This window comes from Microvirga lupini (assembly GCF_014191055.1).
GTDB lineage: Bacteria > Pseudomonadota > Alphaproteobacteria > Rhizobiales > Beijerinckiaceae > Microvirga > Microvirga lupini_A.
Genome location: NZ_JACHWB010000002.1, coordinates 478,098 through 494,550, shown reverse-complemented (window position 1 = coordinate 494,550; position 16,453 = coordinate 478,098). Strand labels below are relative to the sequence as shown.

Sequence of the window (16,453 nt, the reverse complement as noted above, 5' to 3'; positions counted from 1 at the left end):
GGGAGGAATCGGCATGAGCGCATTCAAAGCCATCGTCATCGACAAGTCTGACGCCGGTCAGAACGTCGGGATTCGGGAGTTCGACGAGGCGGATCTCATGGGCGGCGACGTCACAATCCGCGTGTCGCATTCGACGCTGAACTACAAGGACGGGCTGGCGCTGACCGGTAAGGCCCCGGTGGTGCGGCGCTTCCCGATGATCCCCGGCGTTGATTTCGCCGGCATTGTGGAAGCCTCCTCGAACCCTGAGTTCAAGCCCGGCGACGCGGTCGTCCTCAACGGCTGGGGACTGGGCGAGACGCATCTCGGCGCCTACGCGGAAAAGGCGCGCGTCAAGGGCGACTGGCTCATCCCGCTGCCTCAAGGTCTCACGGCACAGCAGGCCATGGCCGTCGGTACGGCCGGCTATACGGCGATGCTCTGCCTGATGGCGCTCGAACGTCATGGGCTGCGCCCGGATCGCGGCCCCGCCATCGTCACGGGCGCCGTCGGCGGCGTGGGGTCTGTCGCGGTGGCGCTGCTCGCCCAGGCCGGTTGGCACGTGATCGCCTCGACCGGACGGCCCGAGGAGGCGGACTATCTCAAGGGCTTGGGAGCGGCGGAAATCCTCGACCGCGCCGAACTCGCCAGCCCTGGACGGCCGCTCGGCAAGGAACGCTGGGCGGCTGGTGTCGATACGGTCGGCTCCACGACGCTCGCCAATGTCCTGTCCATGACGAAGTATGGCGGCGCCATCGCGGCCTGCGGGCTTGCCGGCGGCATGGACCTGCCCACCACCGTCGCGCCCTTCATCCTGCGCAACGTGGCCCTGCTCGGCGTCGATTCGGTGATGGCCCCCAAGACGCTGCGGCTGGAGGCCTGGAACCGGATCGCCCGCGAGCTCGACCACGACAAACTCGCCGCCATGACCTCGACCATCCCGCTCGATGGGGTGCTGGAGGCGGGCCGGGAGATTGTCGCCGGGCGTATCAAGGGGCGGGTGGTGGTGGAGATCGGCTAGCCGGTTTCGCTGAGAACAGCGGTTCGCGCTCCGCCACCCTCGATCCGCTTCTTTAGCTTGGCGATCTCGGTGGCCATGAAATCCATGAAGGCGCGCACCCGGGCGGATTGGCGCAGGTCCGGGTGGGTGAGAAGCCACAGGCCTGCGGCGAAATCCGCGTTGATGTCGGAGAGCCGCACGAGATTGGGGCTCGCATCGGCGATGAAGCAGGGCAGGGGGCCGATGCCGGTCCCCGTCTCCACGGCCTCGGAAAGGCCGAGCACCGTGTTGACCTTGTAGACGATGTTGTCCGGCGCCACGTGTTCGCGCACGAAGCGGGCCACCTTCAGGGTCGCCAGGTTGTCCCCCAGCGCGACCCAATGCCGGTCGAAAAGGTCGGCCAGGGTGACATCCTCCGGTCCCCGGATATCGGGAAAGTCCACCTTCCGGCCATAGATCGCCCAGGCGATGGTGGCGACGCGCCGTCCGACCAGCGTCTCGGGCGGGTCGTCCGTGGCGCGGATCGCCACATCCGCATCCCGCTTCGACAGGTTGAGCGCCTGATTGGCGAGAACCACGTCGAGCCGCATCTCCGGGCAGGCTGTAATGAAGCGGGCGAAGATCGGCGTCAGCAGATGAACGAGCAGCGTGTCGTTGGTGGTCACGCGCAGCTCACCGGCGGGCGCCACGGCTTGGCCGGCGAGCTTGCGGGTGAACGCCGTGACGTTCTCCTCCATCTGCTCGGCGAGAGCCGTCATCTCCTCGCCGGCCGTGGTGAGCACGTAGCCGGTGCGGTGCCGTTCGAAGAGCTTGACCCCGAGGTTTTCTTCCATCTGGCCGAGCCGCCGGAAGACCGTGGAGTGGTTGACACCCAGTTTCTCGGCCGCGCCGGCCAATCCATTGGCTTCGGCGATGATCTTCACGAGCCGGAAATCGTCCCATTCGAGATGCTGCTGCTTGGTCATCGTTTGCATTCGCGCAAGAGAGGCCCTGCATATCTAACACTGGTTTTGCAGCGGAGAAAGCTTATCCTCTTGGATGTCCAACACCCGCAGGGCGGTGCAACTCAGTCCTCTCGTGAAGAGCGGCCGGGAGAAGGCCGGTCTGCGTCTTAAATCCAACTCATCGAGGTTCACATGACCAAGGTTCTGGTTCTGTATTATTCGTCCTGGGGTCACATCGAGCAGATGGCCTATGCCGCCGCCGAGGGCGCTCGCGAGGCTGGCGCCGAGGTCGTGGTGAAGCGCGTGCCCGAACTCGTCCCGGCCGAGATCGCCCAGGCGGCTCACTACAAGACCGACCAGAAGGCTCCCATCGCCACGGTCGAGGAACTGCCGGAATATGACGCCATCATCTTCGGCACGCCGACCCGCTACGGCACCATGACGGCCCAGATGAAGAACTTCCTCGACCAGACCGGCGGCCTCTGGGCGCAGGGCAAGCTCATCGGCAAGGTCGGCTCGGTCTTCACCTCCACGGCCACCCAGCACGGTGGCCAGGAAGCCACCATCCTCACCACGATTCCGGTGCTCCTGCACCATGGTATGGTAGTCGTCGGCCTGCCTTACTCGTTCCAGGGCCAGATGGGCGTCGACCAGATCCGTGGCGGTTCGCCCTACGGCGCATCGACGGTGGCCGGCGGCGACGGCTCGCGCCAGCCGACCGAGATCGACCTCGACGGCGCCCGCTTCCAGGGCCGTCACGTGGCGCAGATCGCCGCGAAGCTCGCGGCGAAGTAAGAAAGCTGAGTTGAGCGGAGCGGGTTTACCGCTCTGCTGCAGCGCGCCTCAGGCGGTCGTTGATGGCCTCGCCCAAGCCGCTCTCCAGGATGGGGCTCACGGCAATGGTCGCGGCTCCCGAGGCGTCGAGCTGCCTCAGATAGGAAAACAGATGAGCGGCGGCCTCCACGAGGTCGCCGTTTTTGCTGAGATTCAGGGTGACGCACGCTGCATCCGCGCCCTTTGGAATCTCCTGACCGAACAGCAGAACCGCTTCATCGGCCTCGACGCTCGTCGCGTTCAGGCGCACCCGTGCGCGGGGTGCGTAATGAGAGGCGAGCATGCCCGGCGCGAGCGGGTTCTTGCCGCCCTCCGATCCGGCCTCAAGTCTCATCCCGATCAGTGCCTCGATGGACTCCCGCGGCACGCCACCGGGGCGCAGCAACCGGGGCGTGCCGCCAAGGCAGGCAATGATCGTCGACTCCACACCCACCTGCGATGACCCGCCGTCGAGCACCGCATCGATGCGGCCGTCGAGATCACCCAGGACATGGTCGGCATCGGTCGGGCTCACCCGCCCCGAGCGGTTGGCGGAAGGCGCAGCGACGGGGCGGCCCGTCTTTTGCAGCAGCGCATGGGCGAGGGGATGGGCCGGCACGCGCAGGCCGACGCTGTCGAGGCCGGCACGGGCGAGGTCGGAGATGGTGCAGGTGGGCGCCACCGGGACGACCAGGGTCAGCGGGCCGGGCCAGAAAGCCTCCGCGAGACGCCGGGCCATCTCGTCGAACACGCCCTGCCTTTGAGCGGATTCGAAGCTGTCCAGGTGCGAGATCAGCGGGTTGAAGCTCGGGCGCTCCTTGGCGGCGTAGATGCCAGCGACGGCTTGCGCATCCGTGGCATCGGCCCCAAGGCCGTAGACGGTTTCGGTCGGGAAGGCCACGAGGCCGCCACGGCGCAGGATGTCTGCCGCGCGGGCAAGACCGGCCTCGTCGGACGTCAGACGCTCCGTTTGGCGCATTGACCCAAGATCGTTCACGTCTAAACTATCCCTTGCCCGTTGGGAAAATCCCTTGCCGGGCGGGTTTAACGGCGCGAGAACACGCGTCAATATGAAAAGCCCCCACCTGTGAGAGGAACCGTCCATGACCTACCGCGCGCCTGTCCCCGACATCCTGTTTACCATGCGGCATGTAGCGGGCCTCGACCGTGCCGTGGCGGATGGCGTCTATGGTGACCTCACCCCGGACTTGGCTGAGACCATCCTGGAGGAGGCGGGGCGCTTCGCCAACGACGTCATCGCGCCCCTCAACCGAGAGGGCGACAAGCACGGCGTGACGCTCAAGGATGGCACCGTCACCACCGCTCCCGGATGGAAGGAGGCCTACAAGGGCTGGACCGAAGCCGGATGGAACGCGTTGCCCGGCCCGGTGGAATATGGCGGCCAGGGCCTGCCGACCCTGCTGAATTCCGCCTGCGTCGAGATGTGGAATGCCGCCTCCATGGCTTTCGGCATCGGCCCCGTACTGACCATGGGAGCCATCGAGGCGCTGGTTCAGCATGGCTCGGACGATCTCAGGAGCCGCTATCTCGAAAAGCTCGTCTCCGGCGAATGGACCGCCACCATGAACCTCACGGAGCCTCACGCAGGCTCCGATCTCGCGGCCCTGCGCTCCCGCGCGGAACCGGCAGGTGACGGCACCTACAGGGTCACGGGCCAGAAGATCTTCATCACCTATGGCGAGCACGATCTCACCGACAACATCATTCATCTGGTGCTCGCGCGCTTGCCGGATGCGCCGGCCGGCACGCGCGGCATCTCGCTGTTCCTCGTGCCGAAGTTCCTCCCCGACGGCACGCGCAACGACGTGCGTTGTCATTCCATCGAGCACAAGCTCGGCATCCATGCCTCGCCCACCTGCACCATGATCTTCGGCGACAATGGCGGCGCCGTCGGCTGGCTCGTCGGCGAGGAGAATCGCGGCCTCAACTGCATGTTCACGATGATGAACAACGCCCGCCTTGCGGTGGGCCTGCAGGGTGTGGCCATTGCCGAGCGCGCCTACCAGCAGGCACTTGGCTATGCCAACGAGCGCAGGCAGGGCCGCGCCATCGGGGCGGCAGAAGGCATGAGCCCGATTGCCGTTCACCCGGACGTGCAGCGCAACCTGCTCACCATGAAGGCGCTCACCGCTGCCGCGCGGGCGATTTGCTACATGACGGCCGAGGCCATCGACCGCGCACATCTTGAGGAGGATCCTGCGCGACGGAAGAAGGCGAACGAGCGCGCCTCGCTGCTGACCCCGGTGGCGAAAGCTTTCTCGACCGATATCGGCGTCGAGGTGGCCTCCATCGGCGTGCAGGTCCACGGCGGCATGGGCTTCATCGAAGAGACCGGCGCGGCGCAGCACTTCCGCGATGCGCGCATTGCGCCGATCTACGAGGGCACCAACGGAATCCAGGCCATCGACCTCGTCACCCGCAAGCTGCTGCTCTCCGGCGGCGAGACCGTGCGGGCGCAGATTGCCGCCATGCGGGCGACCGTCGCGCGTCTGCTGAAGGAGAACACGCCTGCCTTCGGTGCCACCGCGCCGCGCCTGCGCGATGCCATCGAGAGCCTCGACCGGGCGACGAGCCATCTGCTGCAATCCCTGTCCTCCAATGCGCAGGGCGAAGCGCTCGCCGGAGCGACGCCGTATCTTCGGCTCTTCGCTCTTGCGCAGGGCGGTGCTGCGCTTGCCGAGATGGCGCTTGCGGCGAACGCGCAGGCTGCGGGCGGCGACACGGATCCAGCCCATGCCGGCCGCATTGTGCTCTGCCGCTTCTTTGCCGAGAACATCGCAGTCGGCGCGAAAGGACTTGAGGAAACGGTGATGAGCGGTGCAGGCTTCCTGCAGGACGCAACCCTGGCACTCGCGAGCTGATCCCATGAGCCTCAACGGAAAAACCCTCTTCATCACCGGCGCCTCGCGCGGCATTGGCCTTGCCATCGGCCTGCGCGCGGCGAAGGACGGCGCGAACGTGGTTATCGCGGCCAAGACCGCCGAACCGCACCCCAAGCTTCCCGGCACGATCTACTCGGCGGCAGAAGAGATCGAGAAGGCGGGCGGCAGGGCGCTGCCGCTCGTGGTCGACGTGCGCGACGAGGAGGCGGTGAAGGGCGCGATCGCAAAGACGGTCGAGACCTTCGGAGGCCTCGACATCGTGGTCAACAATGCGAGCGCCATCAGCCTCACGCCGACGCCGCAGACCGACATGAAGCGCTTCGATCTGATGCACCAGATCAACACGCGCGGCACCTACATGGTGTCGAAATACGCCATTCCGCATCTGGAGAAGGCAGAGAACCCGCACATCCTCATGCTCTCGCCGCCGCTGGACATGAGCGAGAAGTGGTTCGCTCCGCATCTCGCCTACAGCATGGCGAAATACGGCATGAGCATCTGCGTGCTAGGGCTTGCAGGCGAGTTGCGTGGTAGGGGAATTGCCGTCAACGCGCTTTGGCCGCGCACCACCATCGCCACGGCGGCGGTCAAGAACCTGCTGGGCGGCGATGCGCTCGTACAGGCCAGCCGCACGCCGGAGATCCTGGCCGATGCGGCTTATGCAATCTTCCAGAAGCCCTCGAAAAGCTTCTCGGGCCACTTCCTCATCGACGATGTCTTCCTGCACGGAGAGGGTGTCACGGATTTCGAGAAGTACCGGGTCGATCCGACGCAGCCGCTTGCGCCTGACTTCTTTGTGCCTGATGACACGCCGCCTCTGTCATCCTTGCGTTAAGTCCACTAACCATTGTTGTTCTAACGCCACTTAACTTCCTCTCCCCAAGGGGAAGGGCGTTGTCGTGAAGGGGCAAGCGGGCGCATGATTTTGATCCACAGGCCAGCGCAGGCGACAGGACCGGCCGGTCAATCCCTCGACCGTTACGTCCTGCCGCCCGGTACGCCCATTCCCGACGATGCCCTGTGGATCGACCTCGTCGAGCCGACTCGCGAGGAGGACAAGCTCGTCGAGGTGCATCTCAACATCGAGATCCCGACCCGCGAGGAAATGGCCGATATAGAGCCGTCCGAGATCCTCTATCACGAGAACAACGCGCGCTACATGACGGCGCGGGTCCTCTGCAGCTCCGAGACGGATACGCCGAAGCTCATCGACGTCTCGTTCATCCTCACAGAGCGGGCGCTCGTGACCGTTCGCTACGGCGAGCCGCGCTCCTTCAGCATGTTCATGTCCCGCGCGGGCAAGCCCGGCGGGTGCCGGCATCAGCCGGAAGCCGTGCTCGACGGTCTGATCGAGACCATCATCGATCGGGCGGCCGAGATCCTCGGCACGGTCGGCTCGCGCATCGACCGCCTGTCGCAGGCGATCTTCGAGAACGAGCGGCGGGGCGCCAAGCGTGCCGCATCCTATCGGGCGGCGCTCAAATCCATCGGACGCAAGGGCGATATCATCTCCAACGTGCGCGAGAGCATGGTGTCGGTGGAGCGCATGCTGCTCTTCCTGTCCGCCAGCATGCCGAGGCCGCAGAAGACCGCCGGCTATCAGGCCGAATGGCGCACGGCGTTACGCGACGTGCAATCCATCGAGGAGCATGCGACGTTTCTGTCCAACAAGATCCAGTTCCTGCTCGATGCGACGCTCGGCCTCGTCACCATCGAGCAGAACGACATCATCAAGATCTTCTCGGTCATGTCGGTGATCTTCCTGCCGCCGACCCTCGTTTCATCGCTCTACGGCATGAACTTCAAGCTCATGCCGGAGCTCGAATGGGAGTTCGGCTATCTCTGGGCGATCACCCTGATGATCCTCGCTGCCGCGTTGCCTTATCTCTTCTTCCGCTGGAAGCGGTGGCTCTAACGTCGTCAGAACAGATATTCTGCGTGATAGCCGGACTTGTCCCGGCCATCCACGTCTTTACCCTGCTAAAACGTGGATGCCCGGAACGAGGCCGGGCATGACGGTGGTGCTGGAGAAAACATTATGTGCGGGCGCTACACCATCAGCTTAGACCCGGGAGTTTATCGAGAGTTCTACGGCTATGCGGAGCAGCCGAACTTTCCTCCGCGCTACAACGTGGCTCCCACCCAGCCCGTGCCCATCGTGCTGGAGGATCGGGGCGAGCGGCATTTCATGCTGGTGCGCTGGGGCTTTCTGCCGTCCTGGGTGAAGGACCCGAAGGATTTTCCGTTGGTCATCAACGCTCGTGGTGAGACCCTGCAGACGAAGCCGACCTTCAGGAACGCCTTGAAGCGCCGCCGCTGCATCTTCCTCGCGGACGGCTTCTACGAATGGCGGCGGGAGGGCAAGGAGAAGACGCCGTTCCTGATCCGCCCGCGCAACCGCAAGCCCATGCCGATGGCCGGGTTGTGGGAGACCTACAGCAGCCCTGACGGCGGCGAGATCGACACTGCCGCCATTGTCACCACGGACGCCAACGGCACGCTGTCCGCCGTGCACGACCGCATGCCGGTGATCCTGTCGCTCGATGACATCGGAGCCTGGCTCGATGTGCGCGACGAGCGCGCCGACGTGATGCGTCTCGTGCGGCCCTGCCCGGACGATTGGCTCGACCTGGTGCCGGTCTCAAGCCGCGTGAACAAGGTCGAGAACGACGATTCCAGCCTGCTGGAGCCATTGTCCAAGCCGGAGCCTGCGCCTGTGGTGGAAAGGAAGCCCAAGGCGAGAAAGCCGCTCTCCAGCGACGAGGATGAGCAGGGGAGCTTGTTTTAAGGTCCTTCAGCAAACCTCTGTCGTCATGGCCGGACTTGTTCCGGCCATCCACGTCCTCTACCGCTGCACAAACGTGGATCCCCGGGACGAGCCCGGGGATGACGTGGAGGGTATGATGAGGCTTACCGCCGCTTCTTTGCCACATCCCGGCGCAGGATGCCGACGACTTCCAGATGCGGCGAGTGCTTGAACTGGTCGACGGGGATCACGCGCTCCAGGCGGTAGCCGGCGCTCATCAAGATCGCTGCATCGCGGGCGAAGGTGGCGGGATCGCAGGAGACGCTCACCACGAGCGGCACTTTCGACACGGCGATCTGCTTCACCTGCGCCTCCGCGCCCGCACGAGGCGGATCGAGCACCACTGCGTCGAAAGCGTTCAGCTCCGGCGTGAGCAGCGGACGGCGGAAGAGATCGCGTGCTTCCGCCGTGATGCGGCGCAGGCCCGGAGTGGCGCGGAACGCCTTGTCCAGGGCCATTGTCGATCCCTTGTCGAACTCAGCCGCATGAACCTCCGCCTTCTCCGCAAGGCGCAGGGAGAACGGTCCCGATCCGGCAAAGAGGTCGGCCACACGCTTGGCCTTCGCGCAGGTCTCCGTCACCAATCCGGCGAGCACCTCCTCACCAAGACGCGTCGCCTGCAGGAACGAGCCCGCAGGCGGCACCACGGAGGCGCGGCCCATGAGGATCGCGGGCGGGCGGCGCTCCACGATCACGTCGCCGTGGATCGACAGGCGCGAGAGATCGAGGGAACTTGCAAGGTCGATGAGCTTCAGGCGTTCCGCATCCTTCATCGGGCCGTGCCCGCGCACGTCCACGTCGAAGCCGGTCTGCGTCTGCGTGATCTGGATATCGAGCGGCTTGCGCGGCCCTTTCAGGTGCTCGCCGATGGCGCGGGCGATCCCCGGCGCCTGATCCTTCAGGCCGGGCTCCGCGATGGGGCAGAACGCGATCTCGACGATCTGGTGGCTGCGCGGAGCCATGTAGCCCACATGCATGGCGCGGTCGGGAAAGCGCACGTGGAGCGTCACGCGGCGGCGTCCTTCGCCATGCGCATCGATGAGTGGATCGACGGGCGCCTCGATCCGCGCCTGGCGCAAGGTATGCGCGAGGATGTCCTGCTTCCAGCTCTGATAGAAGCCGTGCTGCATGTGCTGCGTGGCGCAGCCGCCGCAGGCGTCGAAATAGGGGCAGAACGGCGTCTCGCGCTCGGGTGAGGGGACATCGACGCTGACAAGCCGCGCATGCGATCCGTCGCACTCGACCGTCACGGTCTCGCCCGGCAGCACCTTCGGCACGAAGACGGAGCCTGAGGCGCTCTCGGCAATACCGTCGGCTTTCGCGCCGAGGCGCCTGATGATGACCTGTTCAGCCACGATGGGCTCCCAACAAAAACTCGCGGTTTCCATCGCCGCCCTCGATGGGCGATGGCATGATCCCCATGACCTCGAAGCCGAGCGACGTCACGAAGTCTCTCATATCCTCGCACACGGCGCGATGCACGGCTCCATCGCGCACGATGCCCTTCTTCACGTGATCGCGCCCGGCCTCGAATTGCGGCTTCACGAGAATGGCGAGTTCCGCCTGCGGTTTCAGCAGCGCGACAGCCGCCGGCAGAACCAGCTTGAGCGAAATGAAGCTCACATCCGAGACGAGAAGATCCGCCTGCCGCGGGATGAGATCCGCATTGAGCGAGCGGGCATCCGTGCCTTCGAGATTGGTCACGCGCGCATTGCCGACGATGGTGGGGTGCAGCTGGCTGTGGCCCACGTCCACCGCATAGACATGGGCCGCGCCCCGCTTGAGCAGCACCTCGGTGAAGCCGCCCGTGGAGGCACCGATATCGAGGCAGATCTTGTCCTTCGGGTCGATCTGGAACACGTCGAGAGCAGCTGCGAGCTTCACGCCCCCGCGGGACACGTAAGGGTGCGGCTGCTCGGCTGTGATCACGGCCTCCTCGGGCACCGTGTCGGACGCTTTGCGGATCACGGCGCCGTTCACGGTGACGAGACCGGCGGCAATTGCCTCCTGGGCCCGGGCGCGGCTTACGAAGAAGCCGCGCTCGACGAGGACCACGTCAGCGCGTTTGCGGGTCATAACGAAAATGTGCGCTTTGTCACGGCGCAACCCTCTCTATCTGCTTAGGCGTGTCCCTGGGGAAACAGCTCAGCTTGACCCCTAAATCGAATGATCTCGGAGGAAACATGCCAGTCATCAATCGCCGCAACCTCATCGTCGGAGCGGCTGCTCTGGGCGTCAGCTCTGTCGCGTCCCGCGCCTGGGCGCAAGCCCCTTCCGGCCCCTTCAAGCTCGATCCCTTGCCCTATGCACCGTCCAAGAACGAGCCGCATATCGACGCCCAGACCATGGAACTCCACCATGGCAAGCACCACGCGGCCTATGTCAACAACCTGAACGCAACCCTGAGCCAGAACGCCGAGGCGGCCAAGATGCCGCTGCACGAGATGCTGGCGAAGATCGGCGAGCTGCCCGAAACGATCCGCACGGCGGTGCGCAACAACGGCGGCGGCCACGCCAACCACACCATGTTCTGGCAGATCATGGGCGGCTCGGGCGGCGAGCCCTCGGGCGAGCTCAAGAGCGCAATCGATCGCGACCTCGGCGGCTTGGCGAAGTTCCAGGAGGACTTCAACGCCGCCGGCACGCGGCAGTTCGGGTCCGGCTGGGTCTTCGTGACCGTCGCTCGCGATGGCAAGCTCTCGATTGTGACCAAGCCCAATCAGGACACGCCGCTCATGGACGGGCAGCGGGTGCTGATGGGCAACGACGTGTGGGAGCACGCCTACTACCTCAAATACCAGAACCGCCGGCCGGACTACCTGAAGGCATGGTGGAACGTGCTCGACTGGAACCGGATCGGCGAACGCTACGCCGCCGCGAAGGCCGGGACGCTGACGATTTAGCCTCGCGTAGACACGCGACCTTTCATTCCCTCGTCGACGTCATGCCCGGCCTAGTGCCGGGTATCCGCGTCTTCTCTTCCCCGGAGGCAAAGACGTGGATGGCCGGGACGAGCCCGGCCATGACGATAGAAGACGATTCCCTTAAGCTCTGACCTTCCGGGTCTCTTCCTGCCCAAGCGCTTCGAACACCTTAGTCACGATGCCGGTGGCATCGAGCCCGGCCTTGGCATACATGCGCTCCGGCTTGTCCTGGTCGAGATAGACATCGGGCAGCACCATGGAGCGCACCTTGAGCGTTCCTCGGTCGAGAGCGCCCTTGTCTGCGAGAAGCTGCAGCACATAGGAGCCGAAGCCGCCGACCGAGCCTTCCTCGATGGTGATCAGCACCTCGTGGTCACGGGCAAGGCGCAGGATCAGCTCCTCGTCGAGGGGCTTGGCGAAGCGGGCATCGGCCACACTGGTGGACAGCCCACGCGCTTCAAGCTCTTCTGCTGCCTTCAGGGCTTCGCCGAGCCGGGTGCCAAGCGACAGGATGGCGATGCGGCTGCCTTCCTTCACCACACGGCCCTTGCCGATGGGAAGCGGCACGCCCTGCTCGGGCATGTCGACGCCCACACCTTCGCCGCGCGGATAGCGGAACGCGATGGGGCCGGAATCATGGGTTGCGGCGGTCGCCACCATGTGGACGAGCTCCGCCTCGTCGGCGGCCGCCATCACCACCATGTTCGGCAGGCACCCGAGATAGGCGACGTCGAACGAGCCCGCATGGGTGGGGCCGTCCGCGCCCACGAGGCCGGCCCGGTCGAGGGCGAAGCGCACGGGCAGGTTCTGGATCGCCACGTCGTGCACCACCTGGTCGTAGGCCCGCTGCAGGAAGGTGGAGTAGATGGCGCAGAACGGCTTGTAGCCCTCCGTAGCCATGCCGGCGGCAAAGGTCACCGCATGCTGCTCGGCGATGCCCACATCGAAGGTCCGGGTGGGGAATTCCTTGTTGAAGAGATCGACGCCCGTGCCGGACGGCATGGCGGCCGTGACGGCGACGATCTTGTCGTCCCGCCGCGCTTCCTTGATCAGGCTCTCGCCGAAGACCTTGGTGTAGGCAGGGGCATTGGCCTTCGCCTTGGTCTGGGCGCCCGTGACCACGTCGAAGGTGACGACGCCATGATATTTGTCGGCTGCTTCCTCCGCCGGAGCGTAGCCCTTGCCCTTCTTCGTCACCACATGGACGAGGATCGGGCCGGTCTCGGAATCGCGGACGTTCTTCAGGATCGGCAGCAGGTGGTCGAGGTTGTGCCCGTCGATGGGGCCCACATAGTAGAAGCCCAGCTCCTCGAACATGGTGCCGCCGGTCCAGAATCCGCGGGCGAATTCCTCGGCTCTGGCAGCCTTCTCATAGATGAACTTCGGCAGCTTCTTGGCCAATTGCTTGGCGGTCTCACGCAGGCCCCGATAGGCGCCGCCGGAGACGAGACGGGCGAGATAGGACGACATGGCGCCGGTGGGCGGGGCAATCGACATGTCGTTGTCATTGAGGATGACGATGAGGCGCGAGTGCATGGCGCCGGCATTGTTCATCGCCTCATAGGCCATGCCGGCCGACATGGCGCCGTCGCCGATCACGGCGATCACGTTGTTCTTTCCGCCCTCCAGATCCCGCGCCACGGCCATGCCGAGGCCCGCCGAGATCGAGGTCGAGGAATGGGCGGCCCCGAACGGATCGTACTCGCTCTCCTGGCGCTTGGTGAAGCCCGACAGCCCGTCCGCCTGACGCAGGGTCCGGATCCGGTCGCGGCGGCCGGTGAGGATCTTGTGAGGGTAGGCCTGGTGCCCCACGTCCCAGATCAGCCGGTCGCGGGGAGTGTCGAACACGTAGTGCAGCGCCACCGTGAGCTCGACCACACCCAGGCCCGCTCCGAGGTGCCCGCCCGTGACGGAGACCGCGCTGATCGTCTCCGTCCGTAGCTCGTCTGCCACCTGGCGGAGCTGGCTCTCGGGCAACTGACGCAGATCGTCAGGCGTCTTGAGGGTGTCGAGAAGAGGTGTGGACAACGTTTTACTCGCCAAGCTTCGACCGGAGGCCAGACAAAGGAGATAGGGGCTTAACCGAGGAGGGTCAAATCAGAAACCTTATCCCTTTGGCTCAGTCGGAGCAGGCGGTCTCTGCCCAGATGGAGGCAACCTGTCGCACCAGCTTCGTATGAAGCCGCAGCATGGGCTTCGAGCACTGCCTTTCCAATGTTCTGGGCTCCTCGCAATTTATACGCCCTTGAAGATCAGGGTTGGTTGAAAACATGGAACTGAAGTGTTAGACGGCGAGCATTCTCGAAATATTGTTCCAAGCCTTTCAGGGGTTAAAGTCTCCCGGTTCTGATGACGCTCGATAGTTCCCGATTGACCGCCCCTGCCGCCATGATTCGTAGGCATTTTGCCGATCATGGGCGGGTTCATGTGCTGAGCGCAGCGGCATTCGTTCTCTTTGTCGTCGCCATCTTTTTCGCCCGGGGAGGCAAGGCTCCGGGTCTGTCCGTCTCGCCGATTTTCGCCGGGGCGCTTCTGGCCTTCGCCAGCGGGACGGCCGTGGAGACGCTTCGGAATAACCTATGGTTCTGGCTCTCGCTCGGCTTCCTCCTAGCATGGCTGGCAGTCGGCGCCCTGTTGGGAGATATGCCGCGGCCGGCCTCCGACTTTTCCAAAATCGGATTGCTGGCCACGTTCTTTCTTTTCGCCGCGCAGACGTCCCGAGTTTTGACCACCCGGCAAATCCTCTGGATCATTGCCGGCATCGGAGCGGCCAGTGCCCTGCTGTCGATCATCATTCATGTTCTGACGGCTGACGATCTCATGGACCGCATGATTCCCCTCGGGCGGGGCGGCAATCCCATTCCCGGCGCCGGCGCGCTCGCCGGCGCCCTGATCGCCACGGTGGCTCTGTGCAGGGACGAAACGGGCAGGAACCGGAAGACGATGGCGATCCTCATGGTGCTGGCAGTGCCGTTGGTGGCCGGTCTCGTCCTGACCCAGAGCCGGGGACCGCTCGTTGCCCTCTGCCTGGCCTTGCCGCTTGCCTTCCTGCTCGAGCGGCGCGGCATGCTCATCGTGCTCATTGCCTGCCTGGCGAGCTGGCTTGTGGTGACAGGCCTCATCATCTTCGAACCGACCGTCAAGGCCATCATCTGCGGCGACAATACTGACTGGTGCCGCCCCTCAAACCGCAATCATGTATGGGAACTCGTTCGCGATCAGATCGCGCTTCATCCGGTTCTGGGCAGCGGGCCGGAATTCCGGTTTCCCTATGAGTGGTTGAGCCACGCCCATAACGGTCTTTTCGGAATCACCTTGTATTTCGGTTTCGGCGGCCTTGCGGCGGCCGGTCTCATGGCTGCAGGCTATGCCCGATGCCTGACCCGCGTAACGGACGACACCCTGCGCTTCTTCGGCCTTGCGTCGCTCATCTTCTCCTTCGGCTATATGGGGGCCGACCTGCCGAACCCGTTCGCGTTCTTCAACACGCATTACCTTTTTCTGTGGTTTCCTGTCCTGCTCGTTCTGGCGCGTGATAGGTCTTCGTCAAACGTCATGGCGACGTCTGCGGCTCCTGTGCCGAGCGTCGCCCAACGCATGTAACGGATCGCGATGGCTCGTCATCATTCCGCCCTTCACCGAGCCTTCGATCTCAAGCCCATCGCGTTTCGTTTGATGAAGAGCCTCACAGGCTCCAGTCCGGCGCTGCGGAAGGCCGTGTCGTTCTTTCCCGATTTCGGATGGCCGAAGGATGGAAAGGTGCGGCTTGTCGAGGACAGCGTTCATCCCTTTCGTCTGATGCAGAGCCGGTACGATCGGCAGCGCGACTTCGTCAGCCAGCACAATGTCGACGTGATGAAGCCGAGCTGCCGGTTCACGGACCAGAATTCAGCTCACAGAGTGGTGGCACTGCTGTCGGGCATCCTGGTTCCCGGCCACACCCTGACCCCTGTGGATGCCGCCACGGGACGACAGCTTTCCTTTGACACGAATGCGGACAGCAACTGGCACTTCGCATATCCGGCGCCCGCAGCCTTCCACACGCACCGTGTGGGCGGGATCGTTGCCGCAATCCCCCCATACTCCCATTACGGCCATCTGCTCACCGATGTCCTGATGCCCCTGTGCCATGCGCTCGACCAGGGTGTGGTGCCCTTAGGCGAAACCCTCACTGTTGCCACGGCACGCTCACCCAATTCGCTGGTCTCAAGTTTCATCGATGGCCTGCGCCGCAAGGGCCTTTCAGTCGATCATCGGGAACTCGCGCCCTGGGAGCGGATCCAGGCGGATGCCTACCTCTACGCGCGGACCCATTGCTGCAATGTCGAGAGGCTCTTCGCGACGCCCGAGGCGATCGGTTTCGCCCGCTCCGTGTTCCAGGCGGCGTATCAGGATCGACGACTTCCCGAGCCTGCGTCACGGATCTACCTGACCAGGGGCGACGCGCGTCTGCGCCGTGTGGACGGGGAGGCTGCCCTCATGGAGGGGCTGCGCAAGCGCGGTTTCCAGATCGTCCAGGCATCCTGGTCGAACCACCACGAGCAGATGCAGTGGTTCGGCGAAGCCCAGATCGTCATGGGCGTGCATGGAGCAGGCCTTGCCAATATCCTCTGGGCGCAGCGCCAGCCTCTGCTCATCGAGCTGATGTCGCAGAACGGGCGCAAGAGCACGGGCCTGCATTGGGCCGCCGAAGCCGGCGCCGATTACGAACCGGTGACCGGCGGGGCCGAGGGACAGAAACAGGCCTTCGCCATCGATCCCGATGCCGTGCTCCGGGAGGTCGACACGGCCATCGAGCGCAGCCGCGCCGTCTGAGATCTTGTCGCCTTAGTTATCAACGTCCAGCGGGGCCGTGCCTGAGGCGGCGCCGTCAGGGCCGATGGTGATCTTCTCGATGCGGGCCTCGGCCTTCTTCAGCAATTGCTCGCAATGCTTCTTCAGGGCCTCGCCACGCTCGTAGATCGCGATCGAGTCTTCGAGAGGCACGTCGCCGCGCTCGAGGCGCCGCACGATCTCCTCGAGTTCCGCGAGAGCCTTCTCGAAGGGGAGGGTCTTGATGGAGGCGGTGTCGGTTGTCATGCGGC

15 protein-coding genes are annotated in these 16,453 nt (G+C 64.7%); 9 read left to right on the top strand and 6 right to left on the bottom strand.

Annotated elements, in window-relative coordinates; genetic code table 11:
• Window positions 1-13: 13 nt before the first annotated feature.
• Entirely contained in the window at window positions 14-1,000 is a 987-nt protein-coding gene (gene acuI / locus FHR70_RS09430) for an acrylyl-CoA reductase (NADPH) (RefSeq protein WP_183449434.1), read from the top strand.
• Here the strand turns inward: acuI and FHR70_RS09425 are convergent.
• Window positions 997-1,944 carry a LysR family transcriptional regulator gene (locus FHR70_RS09425; RefSeq protein ID WP_183449433.1) on the bottom strand — a complete coding sequence of 316 codons (948 nt, stop codon included), beginning with the start codon at window positions 1,942-1,944 and terminating at the stop codon, window positions 997-999. The genes acuI and FHR70_RS09425 overlap by 4 nt on opposite strands.
• Before the next feature lie 171 nt (window positions 1,945-2,115).
• Between FHR70_RS09425 and wrbA the strand changes: the two genes are divergently transcribed.
• Complete coding sequence (gene wrbA / locus FHR70_RS09420; protein ID WP_183449432.1) at window positions 2,116-2,718, top strand: NAD(P)H:quinone oxidoreductase; 603 nt, start codon at window positions 2,116-2,118, stop codon at window positions 2,716-2,718.
• Window positions 2,719-2,743: 25 nt separating this feature from the next.
• On the opposite strand, the gene FHR70_RS09415 is transcribed toward wrbA, so the two are convergent.
• The gene (locus tag FHR70_RS09415) at window positions 2,744-3,733 is read right to left on the bottom strand and encodes an L-threonylcarbamoyladenylate synthase (protein ID WP_425487854.1); all 990 of its coding nucleotides are present in this window, start codon (window positions 3,731-3,733) and stop codon (window positions 2,744-2,746) included.
• Window positions 3,734-3,839: 106 nt separating this feature from the next.
• Here FHR70_RS09415 and FHR70_RS09410 point away from each other — a divergent pair, with 106 nt between their 5' ends.
• The 4 genes from FHR70_RS09410 (at window position 3,840) to FHR70_RS09395 (ending at window position 8,427) form a co-directional block, all read left to right on the top strand.
• The gene (locus tag FHR70_RS09410; protein ID WP_183449430.1) at window positions 3,840-5,618 is read left to right on the top strand and encodes an acyl-CoA dehydrogenase family protein; all 1,779 of its coding nucleotides are present in this window, start codon (window positions 3,840-3,842) and stop codon (window positions 5,616-5,618) included.
• A 4-nt stretch (window positions 5,619-5,622) separates the two neighbouring features.
• Window positions 5,623-6,474: an SDR family oxidoreductase gene (locus tag FHR70_RS09405; protein WP_183449428.1), complete on the top strand. Its 852-nt coding sequence runs from the start codon at window positions 5,623-5,625 to the stop codon at window positions 6,472-6,474.
• A gap of 84 nt (window positions 6,475-6,558) precedes the next feature.
• On the top strand, window positions 6,559-7,554 hold the full coding sequence (locus FHR70_RS09400; RefSeq protein ID WP_183449425.1) for a magnesium transporter CorA family protein: 996 nt from the start codon (window positions 6,559-6,561) through the stop codon (window positions 7,552-7,554).
• A gap of 123 nt (window positions 7,555-7,677) precedes the next feature.
• On the top strand, window positions 7,678-8,427 hold the full coding sequence (locus FHR70_RS09395) for an SOS response-associated peptidase (RefSeq protein ID WP_183449423.1): 750 nt from the start codon (window positions 7,678-7,680) through the stop codon (window positions 8,425-8,427).
• Between the two features lie 122 nt (window positions 8,428-8,549).
• Here the strand turns inward: FHR70_RS09395 and FHR70_RS09390 are convergent, their stop codons facing one another.
• On the bottom strand, window positions 8,550-9,800 hold the full coding sequence (locus FHR70_RS09390) for a class I SAM-dependent RNA methyltransferase (protein ID WP_343058768.1): 1,251 nt from the start codon (window positions 9,798-9,800) through the stop codon (window positions 8,550-8,552).
• Window positions 9,793-10,521, bottom strand: coding sequence for a TlyA family RNA methyltransferase (locus FHR70_RS09385; protein WP_183449419.1), 729 nt, complete (start codon window positions 10,519-10,521; stop codon window positions 9,793-9,795). The genes FHR70_RS09390 and FHR70_RS09385 overlap by 8 nt, the downstream gene beginning before the upstream one ends.
• Window positions 10,522-10,628: 107 nt before the next feature.
• Here FHR70_RS09385 and FHR70_RS09380 point away from each other — a divergent pair, with 107 nt between their 5' ends.
• A complete protein-coding gene (locus FHR70_RS09380) occupies window positions 10,629-11,348 on the top strand; it encodes a superoxide dismutase (protein WP_183449417.1) in 720 nt (239 codons plus the stop codon).
• A gap of 141 nt (window positions 11,349-11,489) precedes the next feature.
• On the opposite strand, the gene dxs is transcribed toward FHR70_RS09380, so the two are convergent.
• Window positions 11,490-13,397: a 1-deoxy-D-xylulose-5-phosphate synthase gene (dxs, locus tag FHR70_RS09375; RefSeq protein WP_183449415.1), complete on the bottom strand. Its 1,908-nt coding sequence runs from the start codon at window positions 13,395-13,397 to the stop codon at window positions 11,490-11,492.
• 360 nt (window positions 13,398-13,757) lie between these two features.
• Between dxs and FHR70_RS09370 the strand changes: the two genes are divergently transcribed.
• Both FHR70_RS09370 and FHR70_RS09365 read left to right on the top strand, forming a co-directional pair.
• Window positions 13,758-14,972 carry an O-antigen ligase family protein gene (locus tag FHR70_RS09370; RefSeq protein WP_183449413.1) on the top strand — a complete coding sequence of 405 codons (1,215 nt, stop codon included), beginning with the start codon at window positions 13,758-13,760 and terminating at the stop codon, window positions 14,970-14,972.
• Window positions 14,973-14,981: 9 nt separating this feature from the next.
• A complete protein-coding gene (locus FHR70_RS09365) occupies window positions 14,982-16,184 on the top strand; it encodes a glycosyltransferase family 61 protein (RefSeq protein WP_183449411.1) in 1,203 nt (400 codons plus the stop codon).
• 12 nt (window positions 16,185-16,196) lie between these two features.
• Here FHR70_RS09365 and FHR70_RS09360 read toward each other — a convergent pair whose 3' ends face one another.
• On the bottom strand, window positions 16,197-16,448 hold the full coding sequence (locus FHR70_RS09360) for an exodeoxyribonuclease VII small subunit (protein ID WP_246407988.1): 252 nt from the start codon (window positions 16,446-16,448) through the stop codon (window positions 16,197-16,199).
• Window positions 16,449-16,453: the final 5 nt, after the last annotated feature.